The 26,421-nt window shown below is 69.6% G+C and carries 22 protein-coding genes; 11 read left to right on the top strand and 11 right to left on the bottom strand.

Features of this window, described 5'->3' with window-relative positions:
* Positions 1 to 308: 308 nt before the first annotated feature.
* Complete coding sequence (locus VD964_RS10525) at positions 309 to 1,283, top strand: LysR substrate-binding domain-containing protein (protein WP_324868326.1); 975 nt, start codon at positions 309 to 311, stop codon at positions 1,281 to 1,283.
* 10 nt (positions 1,284 to 1,293) lie between these two features.
* Here VD964_RS10525 and paoC read toward each other — a convergent pair whose 3' ends face one another.
* Genes paoC through paoA form a run of 3 tightly spaced genes read right to left on the bottom strand, consistent with a single transcriptional unit; the run spans position 1,294 to position 5,102 of the window.
* A complete protein-coding gene (paoC, locus tag VD964_RS10520) occupies positions 1,294 to 3,495 on the bottom strand; it encodes an aldehyde oxidoreductase molybdenum-binding subunit PaoC (RefSeq protein ID WP_324868324.1) in 2,202 nt (733 codons plus the stop codon).
* A gap of 3 nt (positions 3,496 to 3,498) precedes the next feature.
* Positions 3,499 to 4,449 carry a xanthine dehydrogenase family protein subunit M gene (locus VD964_RS10515; protein WP_324868322.1) on the bottom strand — a complete coding sequence of 317 codons (951 nt, stop codon included), beginning with the start codon at positions 4,447 to 4,449 and terminating at the stop codon, positions 3,499 to 3,501.
* On the bottom strand, positions 4,446 to 5,102 hold the full coding sequence (gene paoA / locus VD964_RS10510) for an aldehyde dehydrogenase iron-sulfur subunit PaoA (RefSeq protein ID WP_324868319.1): 657 nt from the start codon (positions 5,100 to 5,102) through the stop codon (positions 4,446 to 4,448). The genes VD964_RS10515 and paoA overlap by 4 nt, the downstream gene beginning before the upstream one ends.
* 387 nt (positions 5,103 to 5,489) lie before the next feature.
* On the opposite strand from paoA, the gene VD964_RS10505 reads away from it, so the two are divergent.
* The 3 genes from VD964_RS10505 (at position 5,490) to VD964_RS10495 (ending at position 9,423) form a co-directional block, all read left to right on the top strand.
* A complete protein-coding gene (locus tag VD964_RS10505; protein WP_324868317.1) occupies positions 5,490 to 6,530 on the top strand; it encodes a putative 2-aminoethylphosphonate ABC transporter substrate-binding protein in 1,041 nt (346 codons plus the stop codon).
* Between the two features lie 95 nt (positions 6,531 to 6,625).
* Positions 6,626 to 7,702: a putative 2-aminoethylphosphonate ABC transporter ATP-binding protein gene (locus VD964_RS10500; protein WP_324868315.1), complete on the top strand. Its 1,077-nt coding sequence runs from the start codon at positions 6,626 to 6,628 to the stop codon at positions 7,700 to 7,702.
* Complete coding sequence (locus VD964_RS10495) at positions 7,699 to 9,423, top strand: putative 2-aminoethylphosphonate ABC transporter permease subunit (protein ID WP_324868313.1); 1,725 nt, start codon at positions 7,699 to 7,701, stop codon at positions 9,421 to 9,423. The genes VD964_RS10500 and VD964_RS10495 overlap by 4 nt, the downstream gene beginning before the upstream one ends.
* Here the strand turns inward: VD964_RS10495 and VD964_RS10490 are convergent.
* Positions 9,341 to 10,315, bottom strand: coding sequence for a LysR substrate-binding domain-containing protein (locus VD964_RS10490; protein WP_324868311.1), 975 nt, complete (start codon positions 10,313 to 10,315; stop codon positions 9,341 to 9,343). The genes VD964_RS10495 and VD964_RS10490 overlap by 83 nt on opposite strands.
* A gap of 114 nt (positions 10,316 to 10,429) precedes the next feature.
* Between VD964_RS10490 and VD964_RS10485 the strand changes: the two genes are divergently transcribed.
* The 4 genes from VD964_RS10485 to VD964_RS10470 are packed head-to-tail and all read left to right on the top strand — an operon-like array spanning position 10,430 to position 15,030.
* Entirely contained in the window at positions 10,430 to 11,548 is a 1,119-nt protein-coding gene (locus tag VD964_RS10485; protein WP_324868309.1) for a 2-aminoethylphosphonate--pyruvate transaminase, read from the top strand.
* 30 nt (positions 11,549 to 11,578) lie between these two features.
* Positions 11,579 to 12,409: a phosphonoacetaldehyde hydrolase gene (phnX, locus tag VD964_RS10480; RefSeq protein WP_324868307.1), complete on the top strand. Its 831-nt coding sequence runs from the start codon at positions 11,579 to 11,581 to the stop codon at positions 12,407 to 12,409.
* Positions 12,406 to 13,653, top strand: a complete 1,248-nt coding sequence (locus VD964_RS10475; RefSeq protein WP_324868305.1) for an FAD-binding oxidoreductase — start codon at positions 12,406 to 12,408, stop codon at positions 13,651 to 13,653. The genes phnX and VD964_RS10475 overlap by 4 nt, the downstream gene beginning before the upstream one ends.
* Positions 13,654 to 13,668: 15 nt before the next feature.
* A complete protein-coding gene (locus VD964_RS10470) occupies positions 13,669 to 15,030 on the top strand; it encodes an aspartate aminotransferase family protein (RefSeq protein ID WP_324868303.1) in 1,362 nt (453 codons plus the stop codon).
* Here the strand turns inward: VD964_RS10470 and VD964_RS10465 are convergent.
* The gene (locus tag VD964_RS10465; RefSeq protein WP_324868301.1) at positions 15,027 to 18,233 is read right to left on the bottom strand and encodes an efflux RND transporter permease subunit; all 3,207 of its coding nucleotides are present in this window, start codon (positions 18,231 to 18,233) and stop codon (positions 15,027 to 15,029) included. The genes VD964_RS10470 and VD964_RS10465 overlap by 4 nt on opposite strands.
* Positions 18,230 to 19,249 carry an efflux RND transporter periplasmic adaptor subunit gene (locus VD964_RS10460; RefSeq protein ID WP_324868299.1) on the bottom strand — a complete coding sequence of 340 codons (1,020 nt, stop codon included), beginning with the start codon at positions 19,247 to 19,249 and terminating at the stop codon, positions 18,230 to 18,232. Before VD964_RS10460 ends, VD964_RS10465 begins: the two co-directional genes overlap by 4 nt.
* 138 nt (positions 19,250 to 19,387) lie before the next feature.
* Here VD964_RS10460 and VD964_RS10455 point away from each other — a divergent pair, with 138 nt between their 5' ends.
* Genes VD964_RS10455 through VD964_RS10445 form a run of 3 tightly spaced genes read left to right on the top strand, consistent with a single transcriptional unit; the run spans position 19,388 to position 20,423 of the window.
* Complete coding sequence (locus VD964_RS10455; protein WP_324868297.1) at positions 19,388 to 19,591, top strand: DUF2892 domain-containing protein; 204 nt, start codon at positions 19,388 to 19,390, stop codon at positions 19,589 to 19,591.
* Positions 19,592 to 19,620: 29 nt separating this feature from the next.
* Positions 19,621 to 19,980 (top strand): carboxymuconolactone decarboxylase family protein, encoded by a 360-nt coding sequence (locus VD964_RS10450; protein WP_324868295.1) that lies wholly within the window; start codon positions 19,621 to 19,623, stop codon positions 19,978 to 19,980.
* 20 nt (positions 19,981 to 20,000) lie between these two features.
* Entirely contained in the window at positions 20,001 to 20,423 is a 423-nt protein-coding gene (locus tag VD964_RS10445; protein ID WP_324868293.1) for a DUF2141 domain-containing protein, read from the top strand.
* A gap of 13 nt (positions 20,424 to 20,436) precedes the next feature.
* On the opposite strand, the gene VD964_RS10440 is transcribed toward VD964_RS10445, so the two are convergent.
* From VD964_RS10440 to VD964_RS10420, 5 genes are read right to left on the bottom strand one after another with little or no spacing between them, the layout of a single operon-like run.
* Entirely contained in the window at positions 20,437 to 20,901 is a 465-nt protein-coding gene (locus VD964_RS10440) for a hypothetical protein (protein ID WP_324868291.1), read from the bottom strand.
* Positions 20,898 to 22,277 (bottom strand): exopolysaccharide Pel transporter PelG, encoded by a 1,380-nt coding sequence (gene pelG, locus VD964_RS10435; RefSeq protein ID WP_324868289.1) that lies wholly within the window; start codon positions 22,275 to 22,277, stop codon positions 20,898 to 20,900. The genes VD964_RS10440 and pelG overlap by 4 nt, the downstream gene beginning before the upstream one ends.
* Position 22,278: 1 nt before the next feature.
* Positions 22,279 to 23,853 (bottom strand): GT4 family glycosyltransferase PelF, encoded by a 1,575-nt coding sequence (gene pelF / locus VD964_RS10430; RefSeq protein WP_324868287.1) that lies wholly within the window; start codon positions 23,851 to 23,853, stop codon positions 22,279 to 22,281.
* Positions 23,850 to 24,986, bottom strand: coding sequence for a tetratricopeptide repeat protein (locus VD964_RS10425; protein ID WP_324868285.1), 1,137 nt, complete (start codon positions 24,984 to 24,986; stop codon positions 23,850 to 23,852). Before VD964_RS10425 ends, pelF begins: the two co-directional genes overlap by 4 nt.
* Positions 24,983 to 26,407, bottom strand: a complete 1,425-nt coding sequence (locus VD964_RS10420; RefSeq protein ID WP_324868283.1) for a GAF domain-containing protein — start codon at positions 26,405 to 26,407, stop codon at positions 24,983 to 24,985. Before VD964_RS10420 ends, VD964_RS10425 begins: the two co-directional genes overlap by 4 nt.
* Positions 26,408 to 26,421: the final 14 nt, after the last annotated feature.

Here is a 26,421-nt window from a genome sequence, read left to right as displayed (position 1 = left end):
GCCCGGCGTCGAGGTCCAGGATGATCGCGCGCCCGCCATGCAGCGCGAAAAGCCTCGCGGTCGCCCGGCCGATGCCGCGGCGCGACGCGGCGCCGGTGATCACGCAGACCTTGTTGGACAGCAGCATGCTCGCTCCCTTTTGTCGAAGCAGGCTCCGCCGTGGCGGCCCGGTGGATGCCGCGACGGAGCGTCGGTTTCGCTCGGTTGTGGTGATTTCGCTCTGGCTGACAGATGATTCGTTCAGCCGATGATTGATGTGATCCTATGATCTTGAGATGAATTCGACAAACGAATAAGATCGCGCATTGATGAGCCGAATTCATGTGAATGGCGCAATGCGGAAACGGGTCTCAATCAAGGCTTTGCAGGCGTTCGAGGCTGCCGCGCGGCTCGGATCATTCGCGACTGCGGCGGAGGATCTCGGGCTGACGCCCTCGGCGATCAGCCATCAGGTGAAAATCCTGGAGGAGCAGCTTGGCTTGCCGCTGTTCCATCGTGTTCACCGCTCGGTCGCGCTGACCGACGCCGGGCGCAGCTTCGCCACCGAGATCATCGGCGCCTTCGCCCGGATGGAGACCGCCATCCGCAACGTCACCACGTCGAGCAGCGGCACCGAGATCCTCACCGTCCGCTCGATGCCCAGCTTCGCCACCCAATGGCTGATGCCGCGGCTGAACCGGGTGAAGGCGCTGCACCCCGCCATCGACATCCGGCTGCAGGCCTCGGTCTCGCCAATCGACCTGACGACGGGCGCGGTGGACGTCGACATCCGCTACAACCCCGGCCCACCGCCGGCCGGATGCGTGCTGGAGCAGTTCCCGGAGGACGTCATCGTGCCGATGTGCTCGCCGGCGCTGGCGAACGGACTGATCCCGATCCGCGAGCCGAAGGATCTCAGCCGACACATCCTGATCCATTCCGAGGTCAACATCGTGGGCTGGCGCGACTGGGCGCGCAGACATCGCGGCGTGCAGCTGGACATGGATCGCGGCCTGCGCTTCGACCGCTCCTTCATGGCGATCAGCGCGGCGGCCGACGGGATGGGGGTGTGCCTGGACAGCCTGCTGCTCGCCCGGCAGGAGCTTCAGTCCGGCCGGCTGGTCGTCCCCTTCCCCACCCGCGGCCTGCGGGCGCAGGGACATGGTTTCGTCACGCTGAAATCGACCGCCGACCTGCCGAAGATCAGGCTGTTCCGCCAATGGCTGTTCGGCGAACTGGACGCCTGCCGCCAGTGGGAGGAGCAGTATCTGTCCTCCCTGGGGACGCCCGCCGCGGGTGATTGACCCCGGACGGCTAGCCCACCGGCGGCATGCGGTCGATCAGCTTGTCCAGCGTGACGGGGTAATCGCGCACGCGCACGCCGGTGGCGTTGTAGACGGCGTTGGCGATGGCGGCACCAACGCCGCACAGGCCCAGTTCGCCGACACCCTTCGCCTTCATCGGCGACGACATCGGGTCGGTTTCGTCCAGGAAGATCACCTCCTGGTGCGGGATGTCGGCATGGACCGGCACCTCGTAGGCGGCAAGGTCGTGGTTCACGAAGAAGCCGCCGCGGGTGTCCACCGCCAGCTCCTCCATCAGCGCGGCCCCAACCCCCATGGTCATGGCGCCGATCACCTGGCTGCGCGCCGACAGCGGGTTCAGGATGCGGCCCGCCGCGCAGACGGCGAGCATGCGCCGCACGCGGATTTCCGCCGTCGCGGCATCGACGCCGACCTCGACGAAATGCGCGCCGAAGGTCGATTGCTGGGCCTTCTTGTCGAGGTCGCCATATTCGATGCCGTCCTCTACCGACAACTCGCCATCGCCGGCCGCCTGCGCCAGCGGCACGCGGCGGTTGCCGGACAGCACCTGCCCATCCGCGAACCGCGCGTCGGCCGAATTGAAGCCCAGCTTCTGCGCCACCGCCTCCCGCAGCTTCACGCAGGCGGCATAGACGCCGGCGGTGGAGTTGTTGGCGCCCCACTGCCCGCCCGACCCGGCCGACACCGGAAAGCTGGAATCGCCCAGCCGCACCACCACCCGGTCCAGCCCGACGCCCATCATCTCCGCCGCGGTCTGGGCGATGATGGTGTAGCTGCCGGTGCCGATGTCGGTCATGTCGGTTTCGACCGTCACCACGCCCCGCTTGTCCAGCCGCACCCGCGCCGCCGATTTGGTCAGCAGGTTGTTGCGGAAGGCCGCGGCCATGCCGATGCCGACCAGCCAGCGCCCGTCGCGCACCCGCGCCGGCTCGGCGTTGCGCTTGTTCCAGCCGAAGCGTTCGGCGCCGGTGCGCAGGCATTGCACCAGCTGGCGCTGGGAGAAGGGGCGCTCCGGCTTTTCCGGGTCGACCTGGGTGTCGTTGAGGATGCGGAACTCGACGGGATCGAGCTTAAGCCGCTCCGCCATCTCGTCCATGGCGATTTCCAGCACCATAAGGCCCGGCGCTTCGCCCGGCGCCCGCATGGCATTGCCTTCCGGCAGGTCGAGATGGGCCAGCCGCGTCCCGGTCAGCCGGTTGGCCCCGGCATAGAGCAGGCGGGTCTGGTCGGTCGCGGTCTCCGGCTTGCCGTCGGGCAGGTTGCCGGACCAGCTCTCATGGGCGATGGCGGTGATCCTGCCGTCCGCGGTGGCGCCGATGCGGATGCGCTGGATCGTCGCCGGCCGGTGGGTGGTGTTGTTCGCCATCATCGGCCGCGGCAGCGCCACCTTGACCGGCCGCCCGGCCGCCCGCGCGCCCAGCGCCGCCAACAGCGTGTCGGCACGCAGGAACAGCTTGCCGCCGAAGCCGCCGCCGACGAAGGGAGAGATCACGCGGACCTTCTCCTTCGGCATCCCCAGCGTCTCGGCCAGATCGGTCGCCGCCCAGTCGATCATCTGGTTGGAGGTCCACACCGTCAGCCGGTCGCCCTGCCAGGCGGCGATGCTGGCATGCGGTTCCATCATCGCATGGGTCTCGTCGGGCGTGCTGTAGGTCTCGTCCAGCTTGACCGGCGCCGAAGCGAAGGCCCCGGCGAAGTCGCCGACGACGGAGTCCTCCTTCTTGTGCTCGGCCGCATCGCCCATGGCGTCCTTGGCGCGGGCGAGATCGAAGGCGCCGTCAGTCTTCCGGTACTCGATCCGGACGAGTTGAGCCGCGGCGCGCGCCTGTTCGAAGGTCTCGGCGACGACCAGCGCCACGGCCTGATGGTAATGGGCGATTTCCGGACCACCCAGAAGCGGGGCGGCGTTGCGCTTGCCCTTGCCGAGCTTGCCCGCGGTTTCATGAGTGACGACGGCCAGCACGCCCGGCGCGGCCTTCGCCTCCTCCACCGAAAGCGCGGCGATGCGCCCCTTGGCGATGCCGGCGCCGACGACATAGCCGTAGACCTGATCCGGCACCACGTCGTGGCGCTCATAGGCGTAAGGGGCCGTTCCCGTGGTCTTCAGCGGCCCGTCGATGCGGCTGGTCGGCTTGCCGATAATTTTCAGCTGGTCGATCGGGTTGGTGGTCGCGGGGGTGTCGAACTTCATGGCTCAGCCTTTCGCTTCGGCCAGGACGGAGCCGAGCGTTCGCTCGACCAGCGGCAGCTTGAAGGCGTTCTCCGGCGTCGGCTTGGCGCCGGACATCAATTGCGCCGTGACGGCCTTGGCCCCTTTGGGCATTTCGGCCTCCGCCGCCTCCACGCGCCACGGCTTGTGCGCGACGCCGCCCAGCGCCACCCGTCCGCTGCCATCCGGCTGGACGACCGCCGCAACCGCGACCAGCGCGAAAGCGTAGGAGGCGCGGTCGCGCACCTTGCGATACAGGTGCGTGCCGCCGGCCGGCCGCGGCAGCGTCACCGCGGTGATCAGCTCGCCGGGTTCCAGCGCCGTCTCGATATGCGGCGTGTCGCCGGGCAGACGATGGAAGTCGGCGATCGGGATGCTGCGGGTGGCGCCGTCCGGCCGCACCGTCTCCACCGTCGCGTCCAGCACGCGCATGGCAACCGCCATATCGCTGGGATGGGTGGCGATGCAGGCCTCGCTGCCGCCGATCACCGCCAGCTGGCGGCTGAAACCGCCGATGGCGGCGCATCCGCTGCCGGGCCGGCGCTTGTTGCAGGGCTGCGCCGTGTCGTAGAAATAGGGGCAGCGGGTGCGCTGAAGCAGGTTGCCCGCGGTGGTCGCCTTGTTGCGCAGCTGGCCCGAAGCCCCGGCGAGCAACGCCCGCGACAGCACCCCATAGTCGCGCCGCACCCGTTCGTCGGCGGCGAGGTCGGTGTTGCGCACCAGCGCGCCGATGCGCAAGGCCCCGTCCGCGGTAGGCTCCACCTTGTCGAGCGACAGGCCGTTGACGTCGATCAGATGGACCGGCGTTTCGATCTCCAGCTTCATCAGGTCGAGCAGGTTGGTGCCGCCGGCAATGAACTTGGCGCCGGGGGTGCGGACCGCGGCCGCGGCAGCTTCGGCCGGGTTGCCCGCGCGTTCGTAGCTGAAGGGCCTCATGCTTCCCTCCCGGCGACCTCGGTGATCGCATCGACGATGTTGGAATAGGCGCCGCAGCGGCAGATGTTGCCGCTCATCCTCTCGCGCAGTTCGTCGGCGGTCAGCCTCGGCGGCGCCATCAGGTCGGCGCTGACATGGCTGGGGATGCCGGCCTCGATCTCCTTCAGCACGGCGACGGCCGAGCAGATCTGGCCGGGGGTGCAATAGCCGCACTGATAGCCGTCATGCTTCACGAAGGCGGCCTGCATCGGATGCATGCGGTCGGGCATGCCCAGCCCCTCGATGGTCGTGATGCTGTCGCCCTGGTGCATCACCGCCAGCGACAGGCAGGAATTGATCCGCCGCCCCTCGACCAGCACGGTGCAGGCGCCGCATTGCCCATGGTCGCAGCCCTTCTTCGGGCCGGTCACATGCAACTGCTCGCGCAACGCATCGAGCAGCGTGGTCCGCGTGTCCAGCGTCAGGTCATGGATTCGGCCATTCACCGTGAAGGATACCGTCGAGGTGACGGGGCTCAGCGTCTGTTGCGGGGTGGCGTCGCCGATTGCCGCTTCGGCCGGCACCGGGAAGCTTCCCGCCGTCAGCGCGATGGTCGCCGCGGTTCCCATCAGGACTCCGCGCCGTGTCACGTCCAGGTCGCCGGGCTGGTGCATCGCGTGCTTCCCTCCTGTCGTCAAAGCCATGCCCGTCGGCAGCGCGCAAGGGGCGCCCCGCTTCGCTTCCACCAACGCGTACCCCCACAAGCTGGGTCGCGCCGGTCGGACGATTAGCCCCCAATTTGCGATAGAGCCTATAAGTTCAGCTCATGAAACAACGGCAGCCCGCCGGGGTTACGTCGGGTTCCGGTTTTTCTGGAACCGGCGATCCCGGCGAAGATCCCGGCGGCGCTCGAGTCACCAAAGCTTAACGGGAGTAACCGGCGGCTTCGGCGTAGAGAAATTTCCCGTGCCGGGGCGGCGGCGACAGACAGGCCGGCCTCTACGGCCGACAGGCTGTTCCAGGACGCCCTTTCACTCCGCCCTTTGGACCACGGGAGCACCATGATGATCCGCCGCACCATTCTGCTGGGCACTTGCGCATTGGCGCTGCTGGCCGCCGTTCCGACCGCCTCCCCGGCCGGGGCCGCCACCCGCCTGACCGTCTACACCGCGCTGGAGAACGAACAGCTCACCCCCTACAAGAAGGCGTTCGAGGCCGACAATCCCGGCATCGAAATCGACTGGGTGCGCGATTCCACCGGCGTCGTCACCGCCAAGCTGCTGGCCGAGAAGGACAATCCCAAGGCCGATGCGGTGTGGGGCCTCGCCGCCTCCAGCCTGATGATCCTGGACGCGCAGGGCATGCTGATGCCCTACCAGCCCAAGGGTGTCGACGCGTTGAAGCCGAGCTTCCGCGACGCCAAGACCCCGCCGGCCTGGGTCGGCATGGATGCCTGGATGGCCGCCATCTGCTTCAACACGGTGGAGGCGGAGAAGAAGAAGCTGCCGAAGCCAACCTCCTGGGCCGACCTGCTGAAGCCGGAATACAAGGGCCAGATCGTCATGCCGAATCCGGCCTCGTCGGGCACCGGCTTCCTCGCCGTGTCGGGCTGGCTGCAGACGATGGGCGGCGACAAGGCCTGGGGCTACATGGACAGGCTGAACGACAACATCGCGCTCTACACCCATTCGGGTTCCAAGCCCTGCAAGATGGCGGCGGCCGGCGAATACCCGATCGGCATCTCCATCGAATACACCGGCGCCCAGCAGAAGACCAAGGGCGCGCCGATCGACGTGATCCTGGCGTCAGAAGGCGTGGGCTGGGAGATGGAGGCAACGGCCATCGTCAAGGGCACCCGCCATGTCGAGGCCGCGAAGGCGCTCGCGGACTGGGCGGCCAGCCGCAAGGCGAACGAGCAGTATGTGAACTTCTATCAGGTCACGGCGCATCCGGGCGTGACCAAGGAGACGCCGAACTATCCGAAGAACGCGGAAGCGGCGATGAACAAGACCAACGACTTCGCCTGGGCCGCCGCCAACCGCGACCGCATCCTGGCGGATTGGGAAAAGCGTTACGGGGCCAAGTCCGAACCGAAGAGCTGACGCCGGCAAAAGCCGAGCCGACCCGTATCGAGCCGGCGGGCGGGTGCCATGCGCGCCCGCCCGTCCTTTCCGTTTCCTGCCGGGACATGCCGCCAATGACAGCCGCCAAGCCCCATCTCCGCCTGGACTCCATCGTCAAGACCTTCGGCGCCTTCACCGCGCTGAAGGGCGTGTCGCTCGACATCCGGCGCGGCGAGTTCGTCTGCTTCCTCGGGCCGTCCGGCTGCGGCAAGACCACGCTGTTGCGGGTGATCGCCGGCCTTGACCCGCAGAGCGGCGGGACGGTGTGGCTGGGGGACCGCGACGTGTCGCGCCTGCCGCCGTCGGCGCGCGATTACGGCATCGTCTTCCAGTCCTACGCGCTGTTCCCGAACCTGACCGTCTACAAGAACGTCGCCTACGGCCTGAAGCTGGGCCGGGCCGCCGAACGGGCGCGGGTGGAGGAACTGCTGGCGCTGGTCGGACTGCCCGACGCCGGACCGAAATACCCGGGCCAGCTTTCCGGTGGGCAGCAACAGCGGGTGGCGCTGGCCCGCGCGCTGGCGCCCTCCCCCGGCCTGCTTCTGCTGGACGAGCCTTTGTCGGCGCTCGACGCGCGGGTGCGGCTGCATCTGCGCCGCCAGATCCGCGACCTGCACCGCCGGCTGGGCATCACCACCATCATGGTCACCCACGACCAGGAGGAGGCGCTGACCATGGCCGACCGCATCGTGGTGATGAACAACGGCGTGATCGAACAGGTCGGCGCGCCGAACGAGGTCTATCACCGGCCGGCCAGCCCCTTCGTCGCCGATTTCGTGGGCGCGATGAATTTCCTGCCGGGCGTGCTTGAGGCGCCGGGCCGGGTGCGGCTGGGCGACCACGGTTTCGACTGCGACGCCGACCATCTGTCCGCCACGGCTCCCGGTGCCGCCGTCACCGTCTGCCTGCGGCCGGAGGATGTGCAGGTGCGCGCGGCCGGCGGCGCCAACACGCTCGACGCGGTGATCGAAAGCCTGGAATTCCTCGGCCCCTTCCACCGCGCCCGGCTGGCCGCCGATGGGCTGGGCGACGCCCGCGTCACCGCCGACCTGTCGGCCAATCTGGTGCGCGACCTGTCGCTGGATCCCGGCCGCCGGTTGGCGGTGACCCTGCCGCGCGAGCGGCTGCGCGTGTTCGAGGCGACGCAATGAGCGCGCTCAGGGCAAATGCGCTGAAGCCGTCCTTCTTCGCTGCCCGGCAATCCGGCAGGCCGGTGGATCGGGGCGAGCGCTGGCTTTTCGGGCTGGGAATGGGCGGGATCGCGCTGTTCCTGGCGCTGTTCGTCCTGCTGCCGCTGTGCGCGCTGTTCCTTCGCAGCCTTTATGATCGGGACGGCGCCTTCGTCGGGCTCGCCAATTTCGCTGCTTTCCTGGAGACGCCGACGCTGGTGCGGTCGGTGGTGAACAGCCTCACGCTGTCGCTGCTGACCACGGCCATTACGGTGACGCTGGCCTTCCTCTACGCCTTCTGCCTGACCCGCACCGCCATGGCGGGCAAAGGGGTGTTCAGGCTGCTGGCGCAGATCCCACTGCTGGCGCCATCGCTGCTGCCGGCCATCGCGCTGGTCTATCTCTTCGGCAACAAGGGCATCCTGCGTGGCCTGCTGATGGGGGAAAGCATCTACGGTCCCATCGGCATCGTGATGGGCGAGGTCTTCTACGCCTTCCCGCATGCGGTGATGATCCTGACCGTGGCGCTGTCGACCTCCGACGCCCGGCTCTACGAGGCGGCGGAGGCGCTGGGGGCCGGAGCGCGGAAACGCTTCGTCACCATCACCCTGCCCGGCGTTCGCTATGGCCTGATCTCCGCCGTCTTCGTGGTGTTCACGCTGGTGGTCACCGATTTCGGCGTGCCCAAGGTGATCGGCGGCTCCACCAACATGCTGGCGACCGACGTCTACAAGCAGGTGGTCGGCCTTCAGAATTTCGGAATGGGCGCGGTGGTGGGCATCGTCCTGCTTTTGCCGGCAGTGCTGGCCTTCGTCGCCGACTGGTTCGGCCAGCGCCGGCAGATGGCGCTGCTGTCCGCCCGCTCCGTGCCGTTCCAGCCGCGCCCGAACCCGGTCGGCGACCGGCTGGCCTTCCTGTTCTGCGCGCTGGTCGGCGGCCTGCTGCTGGGGCTGCTGGGGGTGGCGGGTTTCGCCTCCATCGTCACCTTCTGGCCCTACAACCTGACGCCGACGCTGGCGAACTACGATTTTGCCCAGTTGGACGCGGCAGGATGGAGCAGCTACGCCAACAGCCTGACCCTGGCCTTCTGGACCGCGCTGGCCGGCACCGCCATCGTCTTCACCGGCGCCTGGCTGGTGGAACGGGCGCCGGGGCGCGCGGTGATGAAGGGCACGGTGCGGCTGATGGCGATCCTGCCGCTGGCGGTGCCGGGCATGGTGCTGGGGCTTGCCTACATCTTCTTCTTCAACGCGCCGTGGAACCCGCTGGGCTGGCTCTATCACGGCATGGCGATCCTGGTGCTGGCGACGGTGGCGCATTTCTACACCGTCAGCCATTTGACCGCCGTCACCGCCCTGAAGCAGCTGGATGCCGAATTCGAAGCGGTGTCGGCCAGCCTGAAGGTGCCGGTGTGGTCCACCTTCCTGCGGGTGACGGTGCCCTTGTGCCTGCCGGCCATCCTCGACATCGCCATCTACTTCTTCGTCAACGCCATGACCACGGTGTCGGCGGTGGTCTTCCTCTATTCGCCGGACACCAAGCCGGCGTCGGTCGCGGTGCTGAACATGGACGACGCCGGCGAGGTGGCGGGGGCCGCCGCCATGGCGATGATGATCGTCCTCACCTCCGCCGTGGTCCGGGCGCTGCACGCCCTGCTGTCCTGGGCGCTGCAGCGGCGGACGCAGGCGTGGCGGCGGCGCTGAGTCCGGACGACAAGGGCCCGCCCGCCTCCGCCGCCACCTCCCGCGCCAGATCCAGGAACGCCCGCACCACCGCCAGCCGGCGGCGTTCGCGCAGGCAGACCACATATTCGTCCATCTCGATCTCGGCCCCGGCGATCGGCAGCAGGACCAGCCGCCCGTCGCCGGTGAATTCGGCGGCGGAGGTGAAGCCGATGCCCAGCCCCGCCGCCACCGCCTCCACCACCGCCTCGCGGCTTTGAATCTCGATGACGGCGGCCGGCGTGACCTCCGCCGCCGCCAGCGCCCGTTCGATCAGCCGGCGGGTCATCGATCCCGGTTCCCGCAGGACCAGCCGTTCCGCCGCCAGATCGGTCAGTGCCACCGCCCGGCGCCGCGCCAGCGGATGCGCCTTCGGCAGCAGCGCCCGCACTGGGTCGCGCCGCAGCGGCAGCACATAGAGCCGGGAGTCCCCCGGCACGTCGGCCAGCACCGCCACATCGATCCGCGTCTCCATCAGCCCTTCCAGCATGGTCCGCGAGTTGCCGACCGCCAGCGTCACCGTCGGCCCCGGATGGGCGCGGGTGAAGCGGGCGATCAGCGGCACCGCATGGAACGGCCCGTCGGCCCCCACCGCGAGCGTGCCGCCATCCAGATGCCGGACCCCGGCCAGCAGTTCCATCGCCTCCTGCTCCGCCGCGAACAGGCGGCGGGTGACGGCGAACAGCGCCGTGCCGACCTCCGTCAGCACCACCTGACGATTGCCGCGGTCGAACAGTGTGACGCCATAGGTCTCCTCCAGCGCCTTCACCTCCTGCGAACAGGTGGGCTGCGTCACGTTCAGCAGGCGGGCGGCCTTGGTGAATCCCCCCTCCGTCGCCACTGCATGGAAGGCGCGAAGCTGCGCGAAGTTCATTGATTTCATCTATGGACCCATAGGTCGAATGGATTGGATTTATGATAGGCGAACCGGCGTCATGGGGCCATTCCGTCCGTCACGGCTCCCTTCTTCTCTTCGGGATTTTCCCAGATGTCCGACCCTGTGCCCTATCTGCTGACCCCGGGCCCGCTGACCACCTCCGCCACCGTCAAGCAGGCGATGCTGCGCGACTGGGGATCGCGGGACGGCCGCTTCATCGCGCTGAATGCCGGCATCCGCGACCGGCTGGTGCATCTGGCCGGCGGCGGCGCCGACAGCCATGTCGCGGTTCCGGTCCAGGGCTCCGGCACCTTCGCGGTGGAGGCGATGATCGGCACGCTGGTGCCGCGCAACGGCCGGCTGCTGGTGCTGGTCAACGGCGCCTACGGCACCCGCATGGTCCGCATCGCCGAGGTGGCCGGCCGGTCCGTCACCGCGCTGGAAACGGCGGAGGACCGGCCGGTGTCGCCCGCCGCGCTCGCCGACGCGCTGGACGCCGATCCGGCGATCACCCATGTCGCCGTCGTCCACTGCGAAACCACCTCCGGCATCCTCAACCCCATCGAGGCGGTGGCCGAGATCGTCCGGTCGCGTGGCCGCGCCCTGCTGATCGACGCCATGAGCGCCTTCGGCGCGCTGCCGCTCGACATGGTGGCGCTGGGCGCCGCGGCGGTCGCCGCATCCTCCAACAAGTGCCTGGAGGGGGTGCCGGGCATGGGCTTCGTCATCGCCCGCCGCGATGCGCTGGAAACCGCCAAGGGCAACGCCCATTCCCTGTCGCTCGACCTGCACGACCAGTGGCGCGGGTTCGAGGCGAACGCGCAGTGGCGCTTCACCCCGCCCACCCATGTGGTCGCCGCCTTCGCCCAGGCGCTGGACGAGCATGAGGCGGAAGGCGGCGTCGAGGGGCGCGGCGCCCGCTATCGCGCCAATGCCGCCATCCTGATCGACGGCATGCGGGCGCTGGGCTTCGAGACTCTGCTGCCCGACCACCTGCAGGCGCCGATCATCGTCACCTTCCGCATGCCGGCCGACCCGGCCTTCGTCTTCGCCGAGTTCTACGACCGGCTGCGCCAGCGCGGCTTCGTCATTTATCCCGGCAAGCTGACGGTGGCCGACAGCTTCCGCATCGGCTGCATCGGCCGGCTGGGCGCGGAGGAGATGACCGCCGCCATCGCCGCCATCCGCGCCACCCTGTCCGAGATGGGCGTCGCCTCCGGCACCCCCTGACCCTCCCCTTCCGCTCGAAAGCCAGATCCGATGAGCTTCGTCTATTCGCGCCGCTACACCGGCCCGCTGCAGGCCGTCATCCTCGACTGGGCCGGGACCACGGTGGACCATGGCTGCCTCGCCCCGGCCGGCGCCTTCATGGAGGCCTTCCGCCGCTCCGGTGTCACCATCACGCTGGAGCAGGCCCGCGCCCCCATGGGCATGGCCAAATGGCACCACATCCAGGCGATCACCCGAATGGCTCCGGTGGCCGAGGCCTGGACCGCGGTGCATGGCGCCGCCCCGACCGACGCGGACGTCGACCGGCTCTATGAGACCTTCCTGCCCCTGCAGGTGGATGTGGTGGCGCAGCATTCCGACCTGATCCCCGGTGCGGCGGAGACGGTCGCCGCCATGCGGGCACGCGGGCTGAAGATCGGCTCGACCACCGGCTATCCGCGCCCGGTGATGGATGTGGTGCAGCGCGTGGCGGCCGCGCAGGGCTATCAGCCCGACATCACCGTCTGCGCCGGGGAGACGCCGGCCGGGCGCCCTGGTCCGGCGATGGCTCTGCGCTGCGTCGTCGAACTGTCGGTCTCACCGGTCGAAGCCTGCGTGAAGATCGGCGACACCGTCGTCGATGTGGAAGAGGGGCTGAACGCCGGCATGTGGACCATCGCGATCGCCGACACCGGCAACGAGGTCGGCCTGCCGCTCGCCGACTGGCAGGCGCTGGCACAGGACCGGCGCGACGCGCTGCACGCCGCGGCGGCCGACCGGCTGGCGCGGGGCGGCGCCCATTATGTGGTCCGCTCGCTGGCCGAGGCTCTGCCGCTGCTCGACGCCATCGAAGCGCGGCTGGCGCGCGGCGAGAAGCCGTGACCGCAAGCCCTGCCCCTGTCGACAGCGCAGACATCGTCGTGGTCGGCGCCGGCATCCTGGGGCTGGCGGTCGCCTGGGCGCTGGGGCGGGCGCTGGGGGCCGGCGGTGGACGGTCGGTTCTGGTGGTCGACCGTCACCCGCCCTCGACCCAGGCCACGGCGCGGGCCGCCGCCCTGCTGACCCGCGCCCGCGGCGACGTGGCGACGGCGGCGCTGGTGCGGAACACCTACACCGCGATCACGAGCCTGGAAGAGGAGTTGGGCGAGGATCTCGGCCTGCGCCGGGTCGGCACCCTGCATGTCGCCGCCAGCGCCGCGCGCGTCGATGCCCTGCGCACACTGGTCGCCGCCGGCGCCGATCCGGTGGACTGGCTGGACGGCGACGGCGCCGCCCGCCTCGCTCCCTGCCTGTCGGCGGAGACCGTCGAGCGTGCCGCCTTCATGCCGCTGGACGGCTTCATCGATCCGGTGCGGCTGGCCGACGCCTACCGCCGGTCGGCCCGACATGCCGGTGTCCGGATCAGCACCGGCCTGTCTGTGCAGGCGATCCGGGTGGAGCGCGGTCGTGTGGCGGGCATCGGTACCGACCGGGGCTTCATCGCCGCACCGGTGGTGGTGAATGCCGCCGGAGCCTGGGCGGCAGGGCTGGCCTGGTCCGCCGGGGTCGGACTGCCGCAGGCGCCGGTGCGCAGCCAGTATTGGATCACCGAGCCACGCCCCGACCTGTTTCCCCGCGACCTGCCCGTGCTGGTCATGCCCGATGCCGGTGCCTATGCCCGGCCGGAACTTGGGGCGCTGCTGTTCGGGCTGCGCGGGCGCCGGTCGCTGGCGCTCGACCCGGCACGGCTTCCCCACGACACGGGCGGGCTCGACCTCGACGATTCGGACGGCGGGTTGGAGACGCTGGAGGAAGGCTGGCAGGCATTGGCGCGGCTTTGTCCGCCGCTGCTCCAGGCCGGTATCGCCCATTACGTCTCCGGCCTGTCCACCTACACCGCCGACGGCCGCTTCGTGCTCGGCCCGGTTCCGGAGGTGGAGGGGCTGTTCATGGCGACGGGCTGCTGCGGTGCCGGCATCGCCGCGTCAGGGGGCATCGGCCGAACGGTGGCGGCAGCCGTCCTGGGCCAGCCGGGACCGGTAAACCTCGCCCCCTTCGCGCCCGGCCGGCTCGGCGCGCTCGACCCCTTTTCCCCGGCGCTGCGCGAGGCCTGCGCCGCCGCACGCTCCGGCAAGACCGCCGGCTGACGAAAGGAAGACCCGATGCAGGCCGACCGTTCCGAAGGCGACATCAACCTCGGCCCACGGCGCGCGCGCTGGATGGCCGACGCGCTCGGCCCCCGCTCCCGCGCCCTGGTGGAGCGCGATGCCGCCGCCTTCCTGAGACAGTCGCTGTCCACCCCCTGCCTGTCGGCGATCCGCAAGGCGGACGGCATCTGGATCGAGGACATGGACGGCCGCCGTTTCATGGATTTCCATGGCAACAGCGTCCATCACATCGGCTACGCCCACCCCCGGCTGGTGGCGGCATTGAAGGCACAGATGGACGATCTGAGCTTCGCCCCGCGCCGCTTCGCCTGCGAGCCGGCGGCCGAACTGGCGGAGCGGCTGGCCACTTTGGCCCCGACCGGCCCCGGCAGCCGCGTGCTGTTCGCGCCCGGCGGGTCGGAGGGGATCGAGATCGCGCTGAAGCTGGCCCGTGTCGCCACCGGCCGCTTCAAGACCGTCTCCTTCTGGGACGCCTTCCATGGCGCCGGTTTCGGCGCGTCCGGGGTTGGGGGCGAGGCGCTGTTCCGCTCCCACGGGATCGGGCCGCTGCTGCCGGGGGCGGAGCATGTGGCGCCTTTCGCCTGCGCCCGCTGCCCCTACGGTTTCGCCCCCGCCCCCGGCGGCGGTCCCGACCTGGATGCCTGCCGGATGATCTGCGCGCGGATGCTGCGCTATGTGCTGGAGAAGGAGGGGGATGTCGCCGCCGTGGTGGCGGAACCGGTGCGGGCCGTGCCCTATGTGCCGCCGCCGGGTTTCTGGGCGGAGGTGCGGCGGGCCTGCGACGCGGCCGGCGCCCTGCTGATCTTCGACGAGATCCCGACCGGCCTCGGCAAGACCGGCAGCTTGTTCAGCCACGAGCCGTTCGGCGCGCGGCCGGACATCCTGGTGCTGGGCAAGGCGTTGGGCGGCGCCATGCTGCCGCTGTCCGCGGTGATCGCCCGCGCCGGGCTGGACGTGGCCGCCGACCGCGCGCTCGGTCACTACACCCACGAGAAGAACCCGCTGCTCGCCCGCGCCGGCCTGACCACGCTGGACATCATCCGCGACGAAGGGCTGGTGGAGCGCGCCGCCGAGTTGGGCGCTTATGCGCTGGACCGCCTGCGCGACCACACCGCGACCCTGCCCGGCATCGCCGACATCCGCGGCGCGGGGCTGCTGATCGGGGTGGAACTGGCCGACCATGACGGCCGCAGCGCAGCCGACCGGGCGGAAGCCGCCTTCTATTCGGCGCTGGAGGGCGGGGTCAGCCTGAAGATCTCGCAGGGAACGGTGCTGACGCTTTCCCCGCCGCTGACCATCCCGCGTGCCGACCTCGACCGTGCGCTCGCGGTCGTCGCGGCGGCGGTGCCCGCTTAGCGGGCGGTGCCGCCGCGGAGCGCGACGTAGATGGCGGGGATGACCAGCACGGTCAGCAGGGTGGAACTGGCAAGCCCGAACAGCATGGAGATCGCCAGCCCCTGGAAGATCGGGTCGGTCAGGATGAAGGCCGCCCCGATCATCGCGGCCAGCGCCGTCAACAGGATCGGCTTGAAGCGGATCGCCCCGGCCTCCAGCACGATGTCGCGGATCGGGCCGCTGCCAGCCTGCAGATGGCGGATGAAATCGACCAGCAGGATGGAGTTGCGGACGATGATCCCGGCCAGCGCGATGAATCCGATCATCGAGGTGGCGGTGAAGGGTGCGGCGAACAGCCAGTGGCCGATCAGGATGCCGATCAGCGTCAGCGGCACCGGGACCAGGATGACCAGCGGCAGCTTGAAGCTGCCGAACTGGGCCACCACCAGCAGATAGATGCCGAGGATGGCGACGGCGAAGGCCGCCCCCATGTCGCGGAAGGTGGCATAGGTGATCTCCCATTCGCCGTCCCACAGAATGACGGGCCGGGTTTCGTCCGCCGGCTGGCCGTGCAGCCGCACCTCCGGCGGGCGGTCCAGCCCGACGGCGCGCCAGTCGATCTCCGACAAGCGGTCCTGCACCGCCAACATGCCGTAGATCGGCGCTTCGAAGCTGCCGGCCAGCTCCGCCTGCACCATTTCGGCAAAGCGCCCGTCGCGCCGAAAGACGGTGTACGAGGCGGGCTCCCTGGTCATGGTGACGAGGTTGCCCAGTTCCACCGACCCGCGCCGGCCGGGCACCGGCGTCGCCAGCACGCGCTCCGACAGGAACAGGTCCGATTTCGGCAGGCGGACGGAGATTTCCATGGGCAGCCGTCCGGCGCCGCGATGGGAATAGCCGACCGGCACGCCGCCGAGCAGCGCCTGCAGCGTGTCGTAGACCGCCTGCTCCTCGACGCCGAAGAACTCCAGATTGCCGTGGTCGAGTGCGAAGCGCAGGCGCTTCCCCGGCTGGCGGACGGTGCCGTCGATGTCGACGACGAAATCGACCTGCCGGAACGCGTCCCGGACCAGAGCGGCGGTCTCGCGACGTGTCTCCGCATCCGGGCCGTAAACCTCGGCCAGCAGCGTGGACAGCACGGGCGGCCCCGGCGGGACCTCCACCACCTTCACCACGGTTCCCGCGGGCAAGGGAACGGCGGCAAGGCGCCGGCGCAGGTCGATCGCCACGTCGTGGCTGGCGCGCGCACGCTCCGCCCTGGGTGCCAGATTGACCTGCAGATCGCCCTGAGCCGGCTGGCGGCGCAGATAGGAATGACGGACCAGACCGTTGAAGTTGAAGGGAGAGGCGGTGCCGGCATAGGCCTGGATGCCGGTCAGCTCGGGCAGGCCGGCGATGCGGTCGGCGGCGGCGAACAGCGCGCGTTCCGTATCCTCCAGCGAGGCGCCCTCCGGCAGGTCGACGACCACCTGCAGCTCCGACTTGTTGTCGAAGGGCAGCAGCTTGACGGTCACGTCCTTGCTGTAGAACAGCAGGAGCGAGGCCAGCGTGGCGACGCCCACCGCCAGCAGGAAGACCCAGGCCGACCGCCTGCTGCGCACCACCGGCCGCGCCGCCGCCAGATAGAGCCGGCCGAGACGCCCGCCATGGCTCTCCCCGCCCCCATGATGGCCATGCGCGGGCGGCATCTCGCCGCGCCGCAGCTTCACCATCAGCCAGGGAGTCAGCACCATGGCGACGAAGAAGCTGAAGAGCATGGCGGCGGACGCGTTGGCCGGGATCGGGCTCATGTACGGCCCCATCAGGCCGGAGACGAACATCATCGGCAGCAGGGCGGCGACCACCGTCAGGGTGGCGACGATGGTGGGGTTGCCGACCTCCGCCACCGCCTCGACGGCGGCCTGGATGCGGGATCGGCCGTCGCGCATCGACCAGTGGCGGTCGATGTTTTCCACCACCACGATGGCGTCGTCCACCAGGATGCCGATGGAGAAGATCAGCGCGAACAGGCTGACGCGGTTGATGGTGTAGCCCATCGCCCAGGACGCGAACATGGTCAGCAGGATCGTGGTCGGGATGACCACGAAGACCACCGCCCCCTCGCGCCAGCCGATGGCGAGTGCCACCAGAAGCACGATGGAAAGGGTGGCGAGCGCCAGATGGAACAGCAGCTCGTCCACCTTCTCGTCCGCCGTTTCGCCATAGTTCCGGGTGACGGCGACCTCCAGATCCTTGGGCAGGCCGGTGGAGCGCAGGGCGTCCAGGCGGTCCAGCACATGGTCGGCGATGACCACGGCATTGGCCCCCGCCCGCTTGGCGACGGCGATGGTGACCGCCGGCACGCGGACCAGCCCGCCCTTGCCGTCCGGCGTCATGTGCCAGGCCCGCGCCTCGTCGGGCCAGGCGCCGACGATCACGTCGGCGACGTCCTTCACATAGACCGGGCGCCCGTCGCGCGTGGTCAGCAGCAGCAGGCCGATGTCGGGTACGCCCTGCAGGGTCTGGCCGGCCACCGCCGGCAGGCTGCCGCCGCGCGAGCGCAGGTGCCCGACCTGGAAGGAGCGGTTGGCGTTCTTCACCTTCTCGACCAGCTGGTTCAGCGTGACGCCGGCCAGCGCCAGACGTTCCGGGTCCGGTTCCACCCGGATCTGGTCCGGCCGGCCGCCGACGATGTAGGTCAGGCCGACGTCGTCGGTCTTCACCAGTTCGGCCAGCATCCAGTCGGCCGCCGTCCACAGCGCGTTGTCGTCCCAGCGCGCCGCCGCCTCTGCGTGGGGAAAGAAGGTCAGCGTCAGGATCGCCACATCGTCGATGCCGCGGCCGACGACCAGCGGTTCCGGAATGCCGAGCGGCATGCGGTCGTAATTGGCGCGCAGCTTCTCATGCACGCGCAGGATGGCGTTGTCGGAGGGCGTGCCGACGACGAAGCGCGCCGTCACGACGGCGCCGTCGTCCACCGTCTGGCTGTAGACATGCTCGACGCCATCGATCGCCTTGACGATCTCCTCCAGCGGCTTGGTCACCAGTTCCACCGCGTCGTCGGCGCGCAGCCCGTCGGCACGGACATGGACATCGACCATCGGCACACTGATCTGCGGTTCCTCCTCGCGCGGGAGGGAGAGCAGGGCGACGGTCCCGACCACCAGCGAGGCCAGCAGCAGCAGAGGGGTCAGCGGCGAGCGGATGAAGGTCCGCGTCAGCCAGCCGGACAGGCCGAGCCTCATCGCGCCGCCCCCGCCTTGACGATCACGTCGCCGGGCCGCAGGCCGGACAGGATCTCGATGGCGCCCGTATCGTCGCCGGAAACCGGCCGCCCGGCTTGCACCGGGATCTCCGACCCGTCGGCGAAGCGCACCACGTCCAGGCCCGTCCGCCGGGTCAGGTAATCCTGCGGGATGAGGATCGCCTCGCGGCTGCCGGTGGCAACCAGAACCCGCACCCGCTCGCCGACGAAATAGTCGCCGAGACCCGAGACCTCGGCATCCGCCACCACCTGCCCGTCCTCCAGTTCGGGATAGACCCGGCGCACCGTTCCGCGGGAAAGGCCCGTCGCCGAATCCGGCGCGAGGCCGCGGGCGCCGACCAGCACGGGATCGCCCTGCTTCATGAAGCGGGCATGCCGCTCGGGCAGGCGCAGGCGCAGCACGTAGCTTTCCGTGGCGATGGTCGCCACCGCCTCCCCCGGCAGCACGACGACGCCGTCGACCAGCGGCACCTGCAGCACCCGGCCGGCCGCGGGGGCCAGCACGTTGCCCTCACGAAGCTGCTGTTCGACTACGGCGCGGTCGGCCTTCATGGCGGCCATCTGGGCGCGGACCACATCGAGCGCGGTCGTCGCGTCGTCGAGCTTCTGCTGGCTGCCGATGCCGGTGGCGCGCAGCTGGCGGGCGCGGTCGAGCTCGATCTCCGCCTGACGCTGCTGCGCCTGGAGCGACTGCAGGCGGGCGTCGAGCGCCGCGATCTGCAGCGGAAGCTTCGGATCGCCGACCGTGGCGATCACCTGCCCCACCGCCACCCGGTCGCCTTCCCGCACCGTCAGGCCGGACAGCGTGCCGCCGATCCGCGTGCGTGCCTTGGCCTGACGGACGCTGTCCACCGTGGCGAACACGGATTTCAGATCCTCGACGGGGCGGCTTTCGACGGTCACGCGGCCCTCCTCCGCCGCAAGCGGAGTGGAAAGGCAACACAGCAGGAGGGCGAGAATGGAAAGCGCCGGAAGGGCGTTCTTGCGGGTGCTCATGATGGGAAGCCCTGGCCTATGGCTCTCGGTTTGACGCTTGACCATTTAATAAGATAAATCTAATTTAGCGTCAACGAATGCATTGGCGGCTCGCCGGGCAAGGCGACGCCCCGGTTGGACTTTCACCGGAGTGGACACATGAACATCGACCGCATCGTCATGGCCTTCGCTGGAACCGTCATCCTGGCCGGCCTCGCCCTGTCGCAGCTTCACAGCATCGCGTGGCTGTGGCTGCCCGCCTTCGTCGGCGCGAACATGCTGCAGGCCGCCTTCACCGGCTTCTGCCCGCTGGCCATCGTGCTGAAGAAGGCCGGCGCCCACCCCGGCTGCGCCTTCAACTGATCTCCACCGCTCACAGAAGGATACGGATCATGCACAAGAACTGGCCCGACATGACGGTCGAACTGTCCGGCGCCATCCGCGAACTGCGCGGCGGCGCGCCGGAGGTGATGAAGGCCTTTTCCGGCATGGCCCAGGCGGCGCTGAAGGCGAACGCCCTGGATACCAAGACCAAGGAACTGGTCGCGCTGGGCATCGCCGTCGCCATCCGCTGCGACGGCTGCGTCGCCTTCCACGCCGAGGCCGCGGTGAAGCAGGGCGCCACCCGCGAGGAGATCATGGAGACCATGGGCATGGCCGTCTACATGGGCGCCGGCCCCTCCGTCATGTATGCGGCGCAGGCGCTGGAAGCCTATGACCAGTTCGCGGAAAAGGCTAAGGTCACGGCCTGATCGACGGAACAGGGACGACCATGAAACACCTCGCGCTTCTCCTCGCCGCCGCCGCACTGTTCGCGGGCGGCACGGCGGCGGCGGCCGACCTCGCCGTTTCGGTCGGCCCCGTGCGGGACGCGGCGGGGCAGGTGAAGGTCGTCCTGTACGATCGCCCGGACAGCTTCCGCAAGGAGGCGCAGAGCCGCGCCATCCAGGCGGTTCCGGCGGTGCCCGGCATGGTGGAGGTGGTCTTCCGCGATCTCCCCGCCGGCACTTATGCGATCATGGCCTATCACGACGAGGACGCGAGCGGCGATATGAACCGCTTCCTCGGCATGATCCCTACGGAAGGCTATGCCTTGAGCAACGATCCCGAGGTGACCGGCCCACCCTCCTTCGAGGCGTCGGCCTTCGCGCTCCCGGCATCCGGCTCCAAACTCAAGCTGTCGCTGCGTTATTGAGCGGCGCCGACTGTCAGCCGCCGATGTAGTGCGGCATCAGCTTCGCCTGATCGCCGATCCAGACGCTGCAGCGGCTGTCCTGGTTGCGGAAGAAATAGACCTTGCCGGGCTGGCGCCGGTTCTGCGGATCCAACAGGTTGGCGCCGCCGGAAAAGGCGACGCCATAGCGGAACTCCGGCGTCGCCGCCCAAAAGAGGCCGTCGATCTCCTGCAGGAAGGCGCCGCGCCGGCACAGGTGCGACAGGGTGCGGTCGAAGGTGGCGAGGCCCTTCAATCCCTGCGGCAGGCCGTAGACCCGGCGGCTTTCGGTGCGGCGCGGGCGCGGCTCGTGACCCGGCGGCGGGGCCTCATAGGCGCGGAAGGGCGGGCGCAGATGGCCTGGAGCGGTGCGGTCGGTCGGCAGCACCTCCTGCGCTCCGGCGGACAGATGAGGCAGGAGGGCGGTCAGCGTCGCGACGGTCAGGAGGAGGCGGGTCATCGCACCGACGGGTTGTTGGCGACAAAGGCGAAATAGGGCAGTCGCCGCACCGCGTCCGCCACCATCAGATAGGCGACCGCAAAGGCGATCAGCGAGCTGAGGAAATAGCCGTAGCCGTACCACGGGAAGCCCATCCGGCTGAACAGCAGGGTGAAGCCGGCGTTGGCGGCCAGATAGACCAGCTGCACCGTCAGATTCCGCACGCGCAGGTCGAAATAGGCCAGGATCACCGTGCAGAACAGGAACAGCACCTGGAAGAAGGCGCCCAGCACGCCGAAGCGGAACATGCCGATCTGCTGGTACTGCAGGCCGATGGCGCCGACGATGGTGGGGGCCAGGAAGATGCAGACGGCGCAGACCGCGCCTTGCAGGATCACCAGATTGCGGCTGCTGTCCAGCAGGGCGGCGATGATGGCGCGGTGGTTGCGGGCGATCTGGTCGAAGGTCGCGTGCTTCTGGATGTCGCGGTAGAAGCCCTGGTAATGCTCGAAGAAGCGGGTCTCGATGTTCACCGTGAACAGGGTCAGCGCCGGCAGCGTCGTCAGGTAGGCGACGAACATGGCGCCGTCATAGGCGCTGTAGATCGCCATGGCGCCCGAGACGATCTCGCGTTCCGGCGCGAACCACATGATCCATTTGTCGGTCCACACCGCAGCGTTGGCGAACAGGCCGATCAGGGCTAGGTCCCAGTAGCGGCGGAAATAGGTCAGGAAATCGAACAGCCGGCCGACGGGATAGGGATATTCGGCAAGCACCCGCGCAATCAGCCCGAACTGGATCGCTGCCAGACCGGCGGAAAAGCCCCAGACCATGCCGGCGGCGCCATAGCGGTCGCCCAGCAGCAGCGTGGCGGCCACGCCAACCGCCATGCCGACGCCGAAGGCGACGGTGACCGCCAGATAGTCCTTCAGCGCCGACAGGAAGATCGACACCACCCAGATGCCGCAGACCAGGAAGAAGTTCGCCAGCCCGCCCAGCATCACCGGCAGCGGCAGCCCGCTGAACAGCGGATAGAAGGGTCCGGCGGTCAGCCCGGCGATGGTGTAGGCAAGCCCCAGCGTCGCCAGCAGCATGCCGGGCGCCGCCTCCACCTCCTTGGCATAGATCGCGTCGGCGAGATAGCGGGTGGCGACCATCACCAGCGGTCCGGTGAAGACCACCGAGAAGCAGAAATTGTAGATCACCACCACGCGGAACAGCGTCAACTGCTCCACCCCCACCAGATCGCGGCCGATCAGGGTGATGCCGGCCAGCGCCAGGATGGTGAACATCCACGGACCCGACGTGATGAAGGCGGAATGGGCGTAGCCCTGCAGCACGCCCAGCAAATCGTCGCGCCGGGCCAGCCGGCGGAGCGCAAAGCCGATGCCGGCCATCTCAGGCCACCCCGCTCAGGGCGGAGCCGGGCAGACCCGCTTCGGACTCGTCAAGCGTCGGCCGTGTCGGCATGGCGATGTGCTCGTCGTAGATGGCGCGGTAGATTCGGTCGATGGCGACCTTGTCGTAGGATTGGGCGACACGCCGGGCGATGGCCTGGGCGCAACGCTCGCGCCAGGGGCGGTCGAGCAGAAGCGCACGCAGCTCCCGCGCGGTGTCGAGCGGACTCGCCAGCGGCGTCACCGCCCCGCCCGGCCCCAGCGGCGGAACCTCGTCCGGGCGGCCCAGCAGCAGTTCGGCGCAGGATCCGACGTCGGTCGCCACCGTCGGCACGCCGGACGCGCCGGCCTCCAGGATCACCAGCGGCTGCGCCTCGCTGACGCTGGTCAGCGCGATGGCGTCGACCCGGCCCAGCCAGTCCGTCAGCTTGACCCGGCCGGCGAAGATCACCGTCTGCTCCAGCCCCAGATGGGTCACGATGGTGCGGCATTCCTCGACATAGCCGGGATCCTCCTCCAGCGGTCCGAGGATCATCGCCTTCAACTCGGGGATGTCCTCGCGCAGGATGGCGGCCGCGCGGATGTAGGTCTTCACGTCCTTGATCGGCACGACGCGGCCGATCAGGGCGATGGTCGGCGGGCGCGGCGCCGGATCGCGCTGCACCTGGGAATAGCCGGCGTAATCGATGCCGTTGGGCACGATCATCAGCTTGGCCGGATCGGCGCCCTGGCGGCGCTGGAACTCCTGGTTCCCGCCGTACAAGGTGATGATGCGGTCGCAGGCGTCGTAACAGGCCTTGGAGTAGCTGGCGAAGGTGTCCAACCACAGATCCCGCAAATCGCGCTTCTTCCTGTCGAGCACCAGCGAGGTGTCGCCGCCCTCGAACAGCCATTCGGCCATCAGGATCTCGATGCGCCGCTCGTTGGTGTAGATGCCGTGTTCGGTCAGCAGCGCCGGCCGTCCGGTCTCCAGCCTCGCCCGCGCGGCGAACAGCCCGGCATAGCCGGTGGAGACGGCATGGTAGACGGAGGCCTGCGGCATCGGCACCAGCAGCGTGGCGAACAGCCCGCTCATCAGCGCGCGGCTGCCCCAGAAATATTCTAGGAAGGAGGCGTCCGGCAGGGCGGCCCTGCACATGCGCACCACCATCTGGAAGGCGTCCTCGGAATTCAGCAGTGCCCGCTTGCCGACCCGGCCGCGCCGCGGCGCCAGCAGCCGCAGCACCTCGGCCACCTCCGCCAGCCCGCCGCCCTGCTGCAGCCGGCCGAGCGGCTTCTCCAGCGCCGCCACCAGCCGCGCGGTGCCGGGTTGCCAGCGCCAGCCGGCGGGCGGATCCTGGAGATAGACATGGGTCAGGCCGGTGACGTTGGGCGGCAGCTCGTAGGCCAGCCGGCGCGCACTGCGATCGGCGACCAGCGCCACGACATGGAAGGTCAGATCGGCGTGGGAACGGATCAGGTCATGGGTCCAGGTCGACACGCCGCCCGCGACATAGGGATAGGATCCCTCCATCAGCAGGCAGACGTCGGCCTTGGGGGCAAAGGGTGCTTCCGGCAGAGACGTGCTGCGGCTCATGCGGCAAGCTCCTTCGCGCCGGCCACCGGGGGAACGGCCTCCGGCGGTGTCGATGGCGGATCGTCGCGCCAGAGGGCGAACACGTCGCGCAACGTGTGGGGCAGCGCCTCCTCGTCGCCCAACAGGTCGGGCCGGCGGCCGGGCAGCGCGCGCAGCTCGGCAAAGCGGCCCAGCCGGAACAGGCTCTCGGCAAACCAGTACAGGATTCGACGGTCGGGCGTGCGGTCGACCAGCGGTTCCAGCCGCGCCGCCGCCTCCGCCGCCAGTCCGCAGCGCAGCAGCAGCCGGCCGAGGTCGAGGCGGATGGTGTCGTCCTCGGGGGCCAGATCCAGGCTGCGGCGATAGCCCTCCAACGCCTTCTCCCGGATCTCCGCCTCGCGGTTGGCGTCCAGCAGGCCGCAGAAGGCATAGTCGTCGAGATGGCGGGCGAGTGCGGCCAGGGCGTCCGGGTCCTCCGCCCGGTCGCGTGCCGCATGGTCCAGCGCCAGCCAGCGCTCGTTGAACTCATGCTCCACCCGCGCGGTGGCGGTGGCGGCCTGGACGCGGACGGACGGGTCGGCGTCGGCAAGACCCGCCTTCAGCGCGGGCGTGAAGGCGGGGCGGAAATGGCGGGCGACGAGCGCGATCACCGCCTGCTTCTGCTGCGGCGAGCCGATCCACATTACGTCGGTGAAGGAATCGCCGGCGGCGAGATGCGCGTTCTCCCGCCCTGTCACGATCAGTTCGTACAGCTCGCGCGCGGGTCCGGTCTCGCTGTCGGGGAAGAGGGAGAGATACCAGTCCTGGAACCCGGTGGCATAGCGGCTGAACAGCGCCAGCAGCGCCGCGGTCACCACGGTGCAGGCGGCTCCGACCGGCCCCAGCGGCACCATGGTGACCAGCAGAAGCCCGGCCAGCCGCAGGTCCCGCCCGCGCCGCACCAGACCACGCACCCACAGCCCGACCAGACCGCAGAGCGCCAGATGCAGCGCCGCGCCGATCGGCAGGGCGAAGGGAGGTCCCGAGAGGGCAAATGCCGCCACCGCGGCGTCGAGCAGGCCGGCGGCCGGCGCCACCAGCAGCAGCTCGCCGACGCCGGCGGACGGCCGGTCGCCGGGAAGACCATCGAAAGCGGCGGGGGTCGGGGCGCTCATCGCACCTCCTGCCCGTCCAGCCGGTTCTCTACCCGGCCATCCGCGGGGGCTTCGATCCGCCGCGTGGTGAAGCCGATGGTGATGTCGGCCAGTGCAGCGGGAAGCGCCTGCCGGACGGCCCGTTCCAGCTTCGCCTCCACCAGCCGGGCGCCGTCCAGCGGCGTGCCGGCCAGCACGACGCCGAAGGACGTTCCCTGATGGCCGAAGTCGCAGGCGAGGTCGGTGTCGCGCAGGCTGCCGCGCACAGCCTCGCCGATGGCGGCGGCAAGCTCCGCCCGCTGGCCCACCGACAGGCGGGCGATGCCGGTCGGACGGATGGTGATGGCCGTCGTCTCGAACCCCATGCGGCGGCCGAGCAGCGCCAGGAACTCTGCCTGACGGCCGATGTAGCTGGAGGAATAGAGCGCGTCGTCGGTGAACACCCGCTGTTCGTTGGCGGCGCGGTACTGGCGCGCCTTGGCCAGCGCGGTGCCGATCCATTCGCACAGGATGCGGAAATTCTCGACCGTGTTGACGCTGAGGTCGGTGAAGCCCAGGCTTTCGATCTTCACCATGCCGACCACCTCGCCGGTGTCGCTGCTGACCAGCGGACCGGCCAGAACGCCCTCGCCGGCCAGGATGCGCTCGTCCTCGGCGCGGCTGACGCAGACCTGACGCTGGCGGGCGATCACCTGCTGGAACAGGGCGGTGCCGCTGTCGAACCAGCGGGCATAGGTGTCGTTGTCGTCGTCCCAGCCCTCGTTCGTCACCGATTCCAGCACGTCGTTGTTCAGCAGGAACAGCGAAAACTTCTCAGGCTTCATGACCGTGCGCACGAGGTCGGCGACGCCCAGCATCACCTCCCCCTCGTCCAGCCGGTCGATGGACTTGGCGGCCTGATAGAGGGTGAAGACGGTGCGCAGCTGGCCGGCGACACGGGTCTCCAGGCTCTCCTTGACCGATTTCAGCGCGCGGTAGGACCGGGCAATGGCCTCCGCCTCCTGCCGGGCGGTGGCAAGGCCGGCGCGAAGCTCCTCCCGCTCGCGCAGCTGGCGCATGCGCAGCTCGCCGAACAGCACCGCGGCGACCAGCCACAGGATCGGTTCGCGCGTCAGGGTGAAGAGATGGTCGTACAGGTCCTGGCTGATGCCGGCGTCCGGCACGTTGCCCAGCCGCAGCGCCACCGATGCGGCCAGTGCCGCCAGCACGCCCTCGTTGGTGCCGTACTGGATCGCCAGCAGCAGGACCGGGATCCAGAAGGGATGCGGCTGCACCCCCTCGAACCGCAGCCCGGAGCCGAGCCAAACATCCAGCCCGAGCGCCACGGCGAAGAACAGCACGAGTTCCAGCAGCGCCACCGGACGCAGACCGAGCCAGCGGCGGCGGGGCGCACCGTCGGCGGGGATCGGATCCGGCTGGGCGGTGGGGGGCGGGCTGCTCATCGTCGGACCGAGCC

Source organism: Azospirillum sp. (assembly GCF_035628975.1).
Taxonomy (GTDB): domain Bacteria; phylum Pseudomonadota; class Alphaproteobacteria; order Azospirillales; family Azospirillaceae; genus Azospirillum.
The sequence above is the reverse complement of the archived record's forward strand: the minus strand, read 5'-3'. Positions and strand labels throughout refer to the sequence as shown.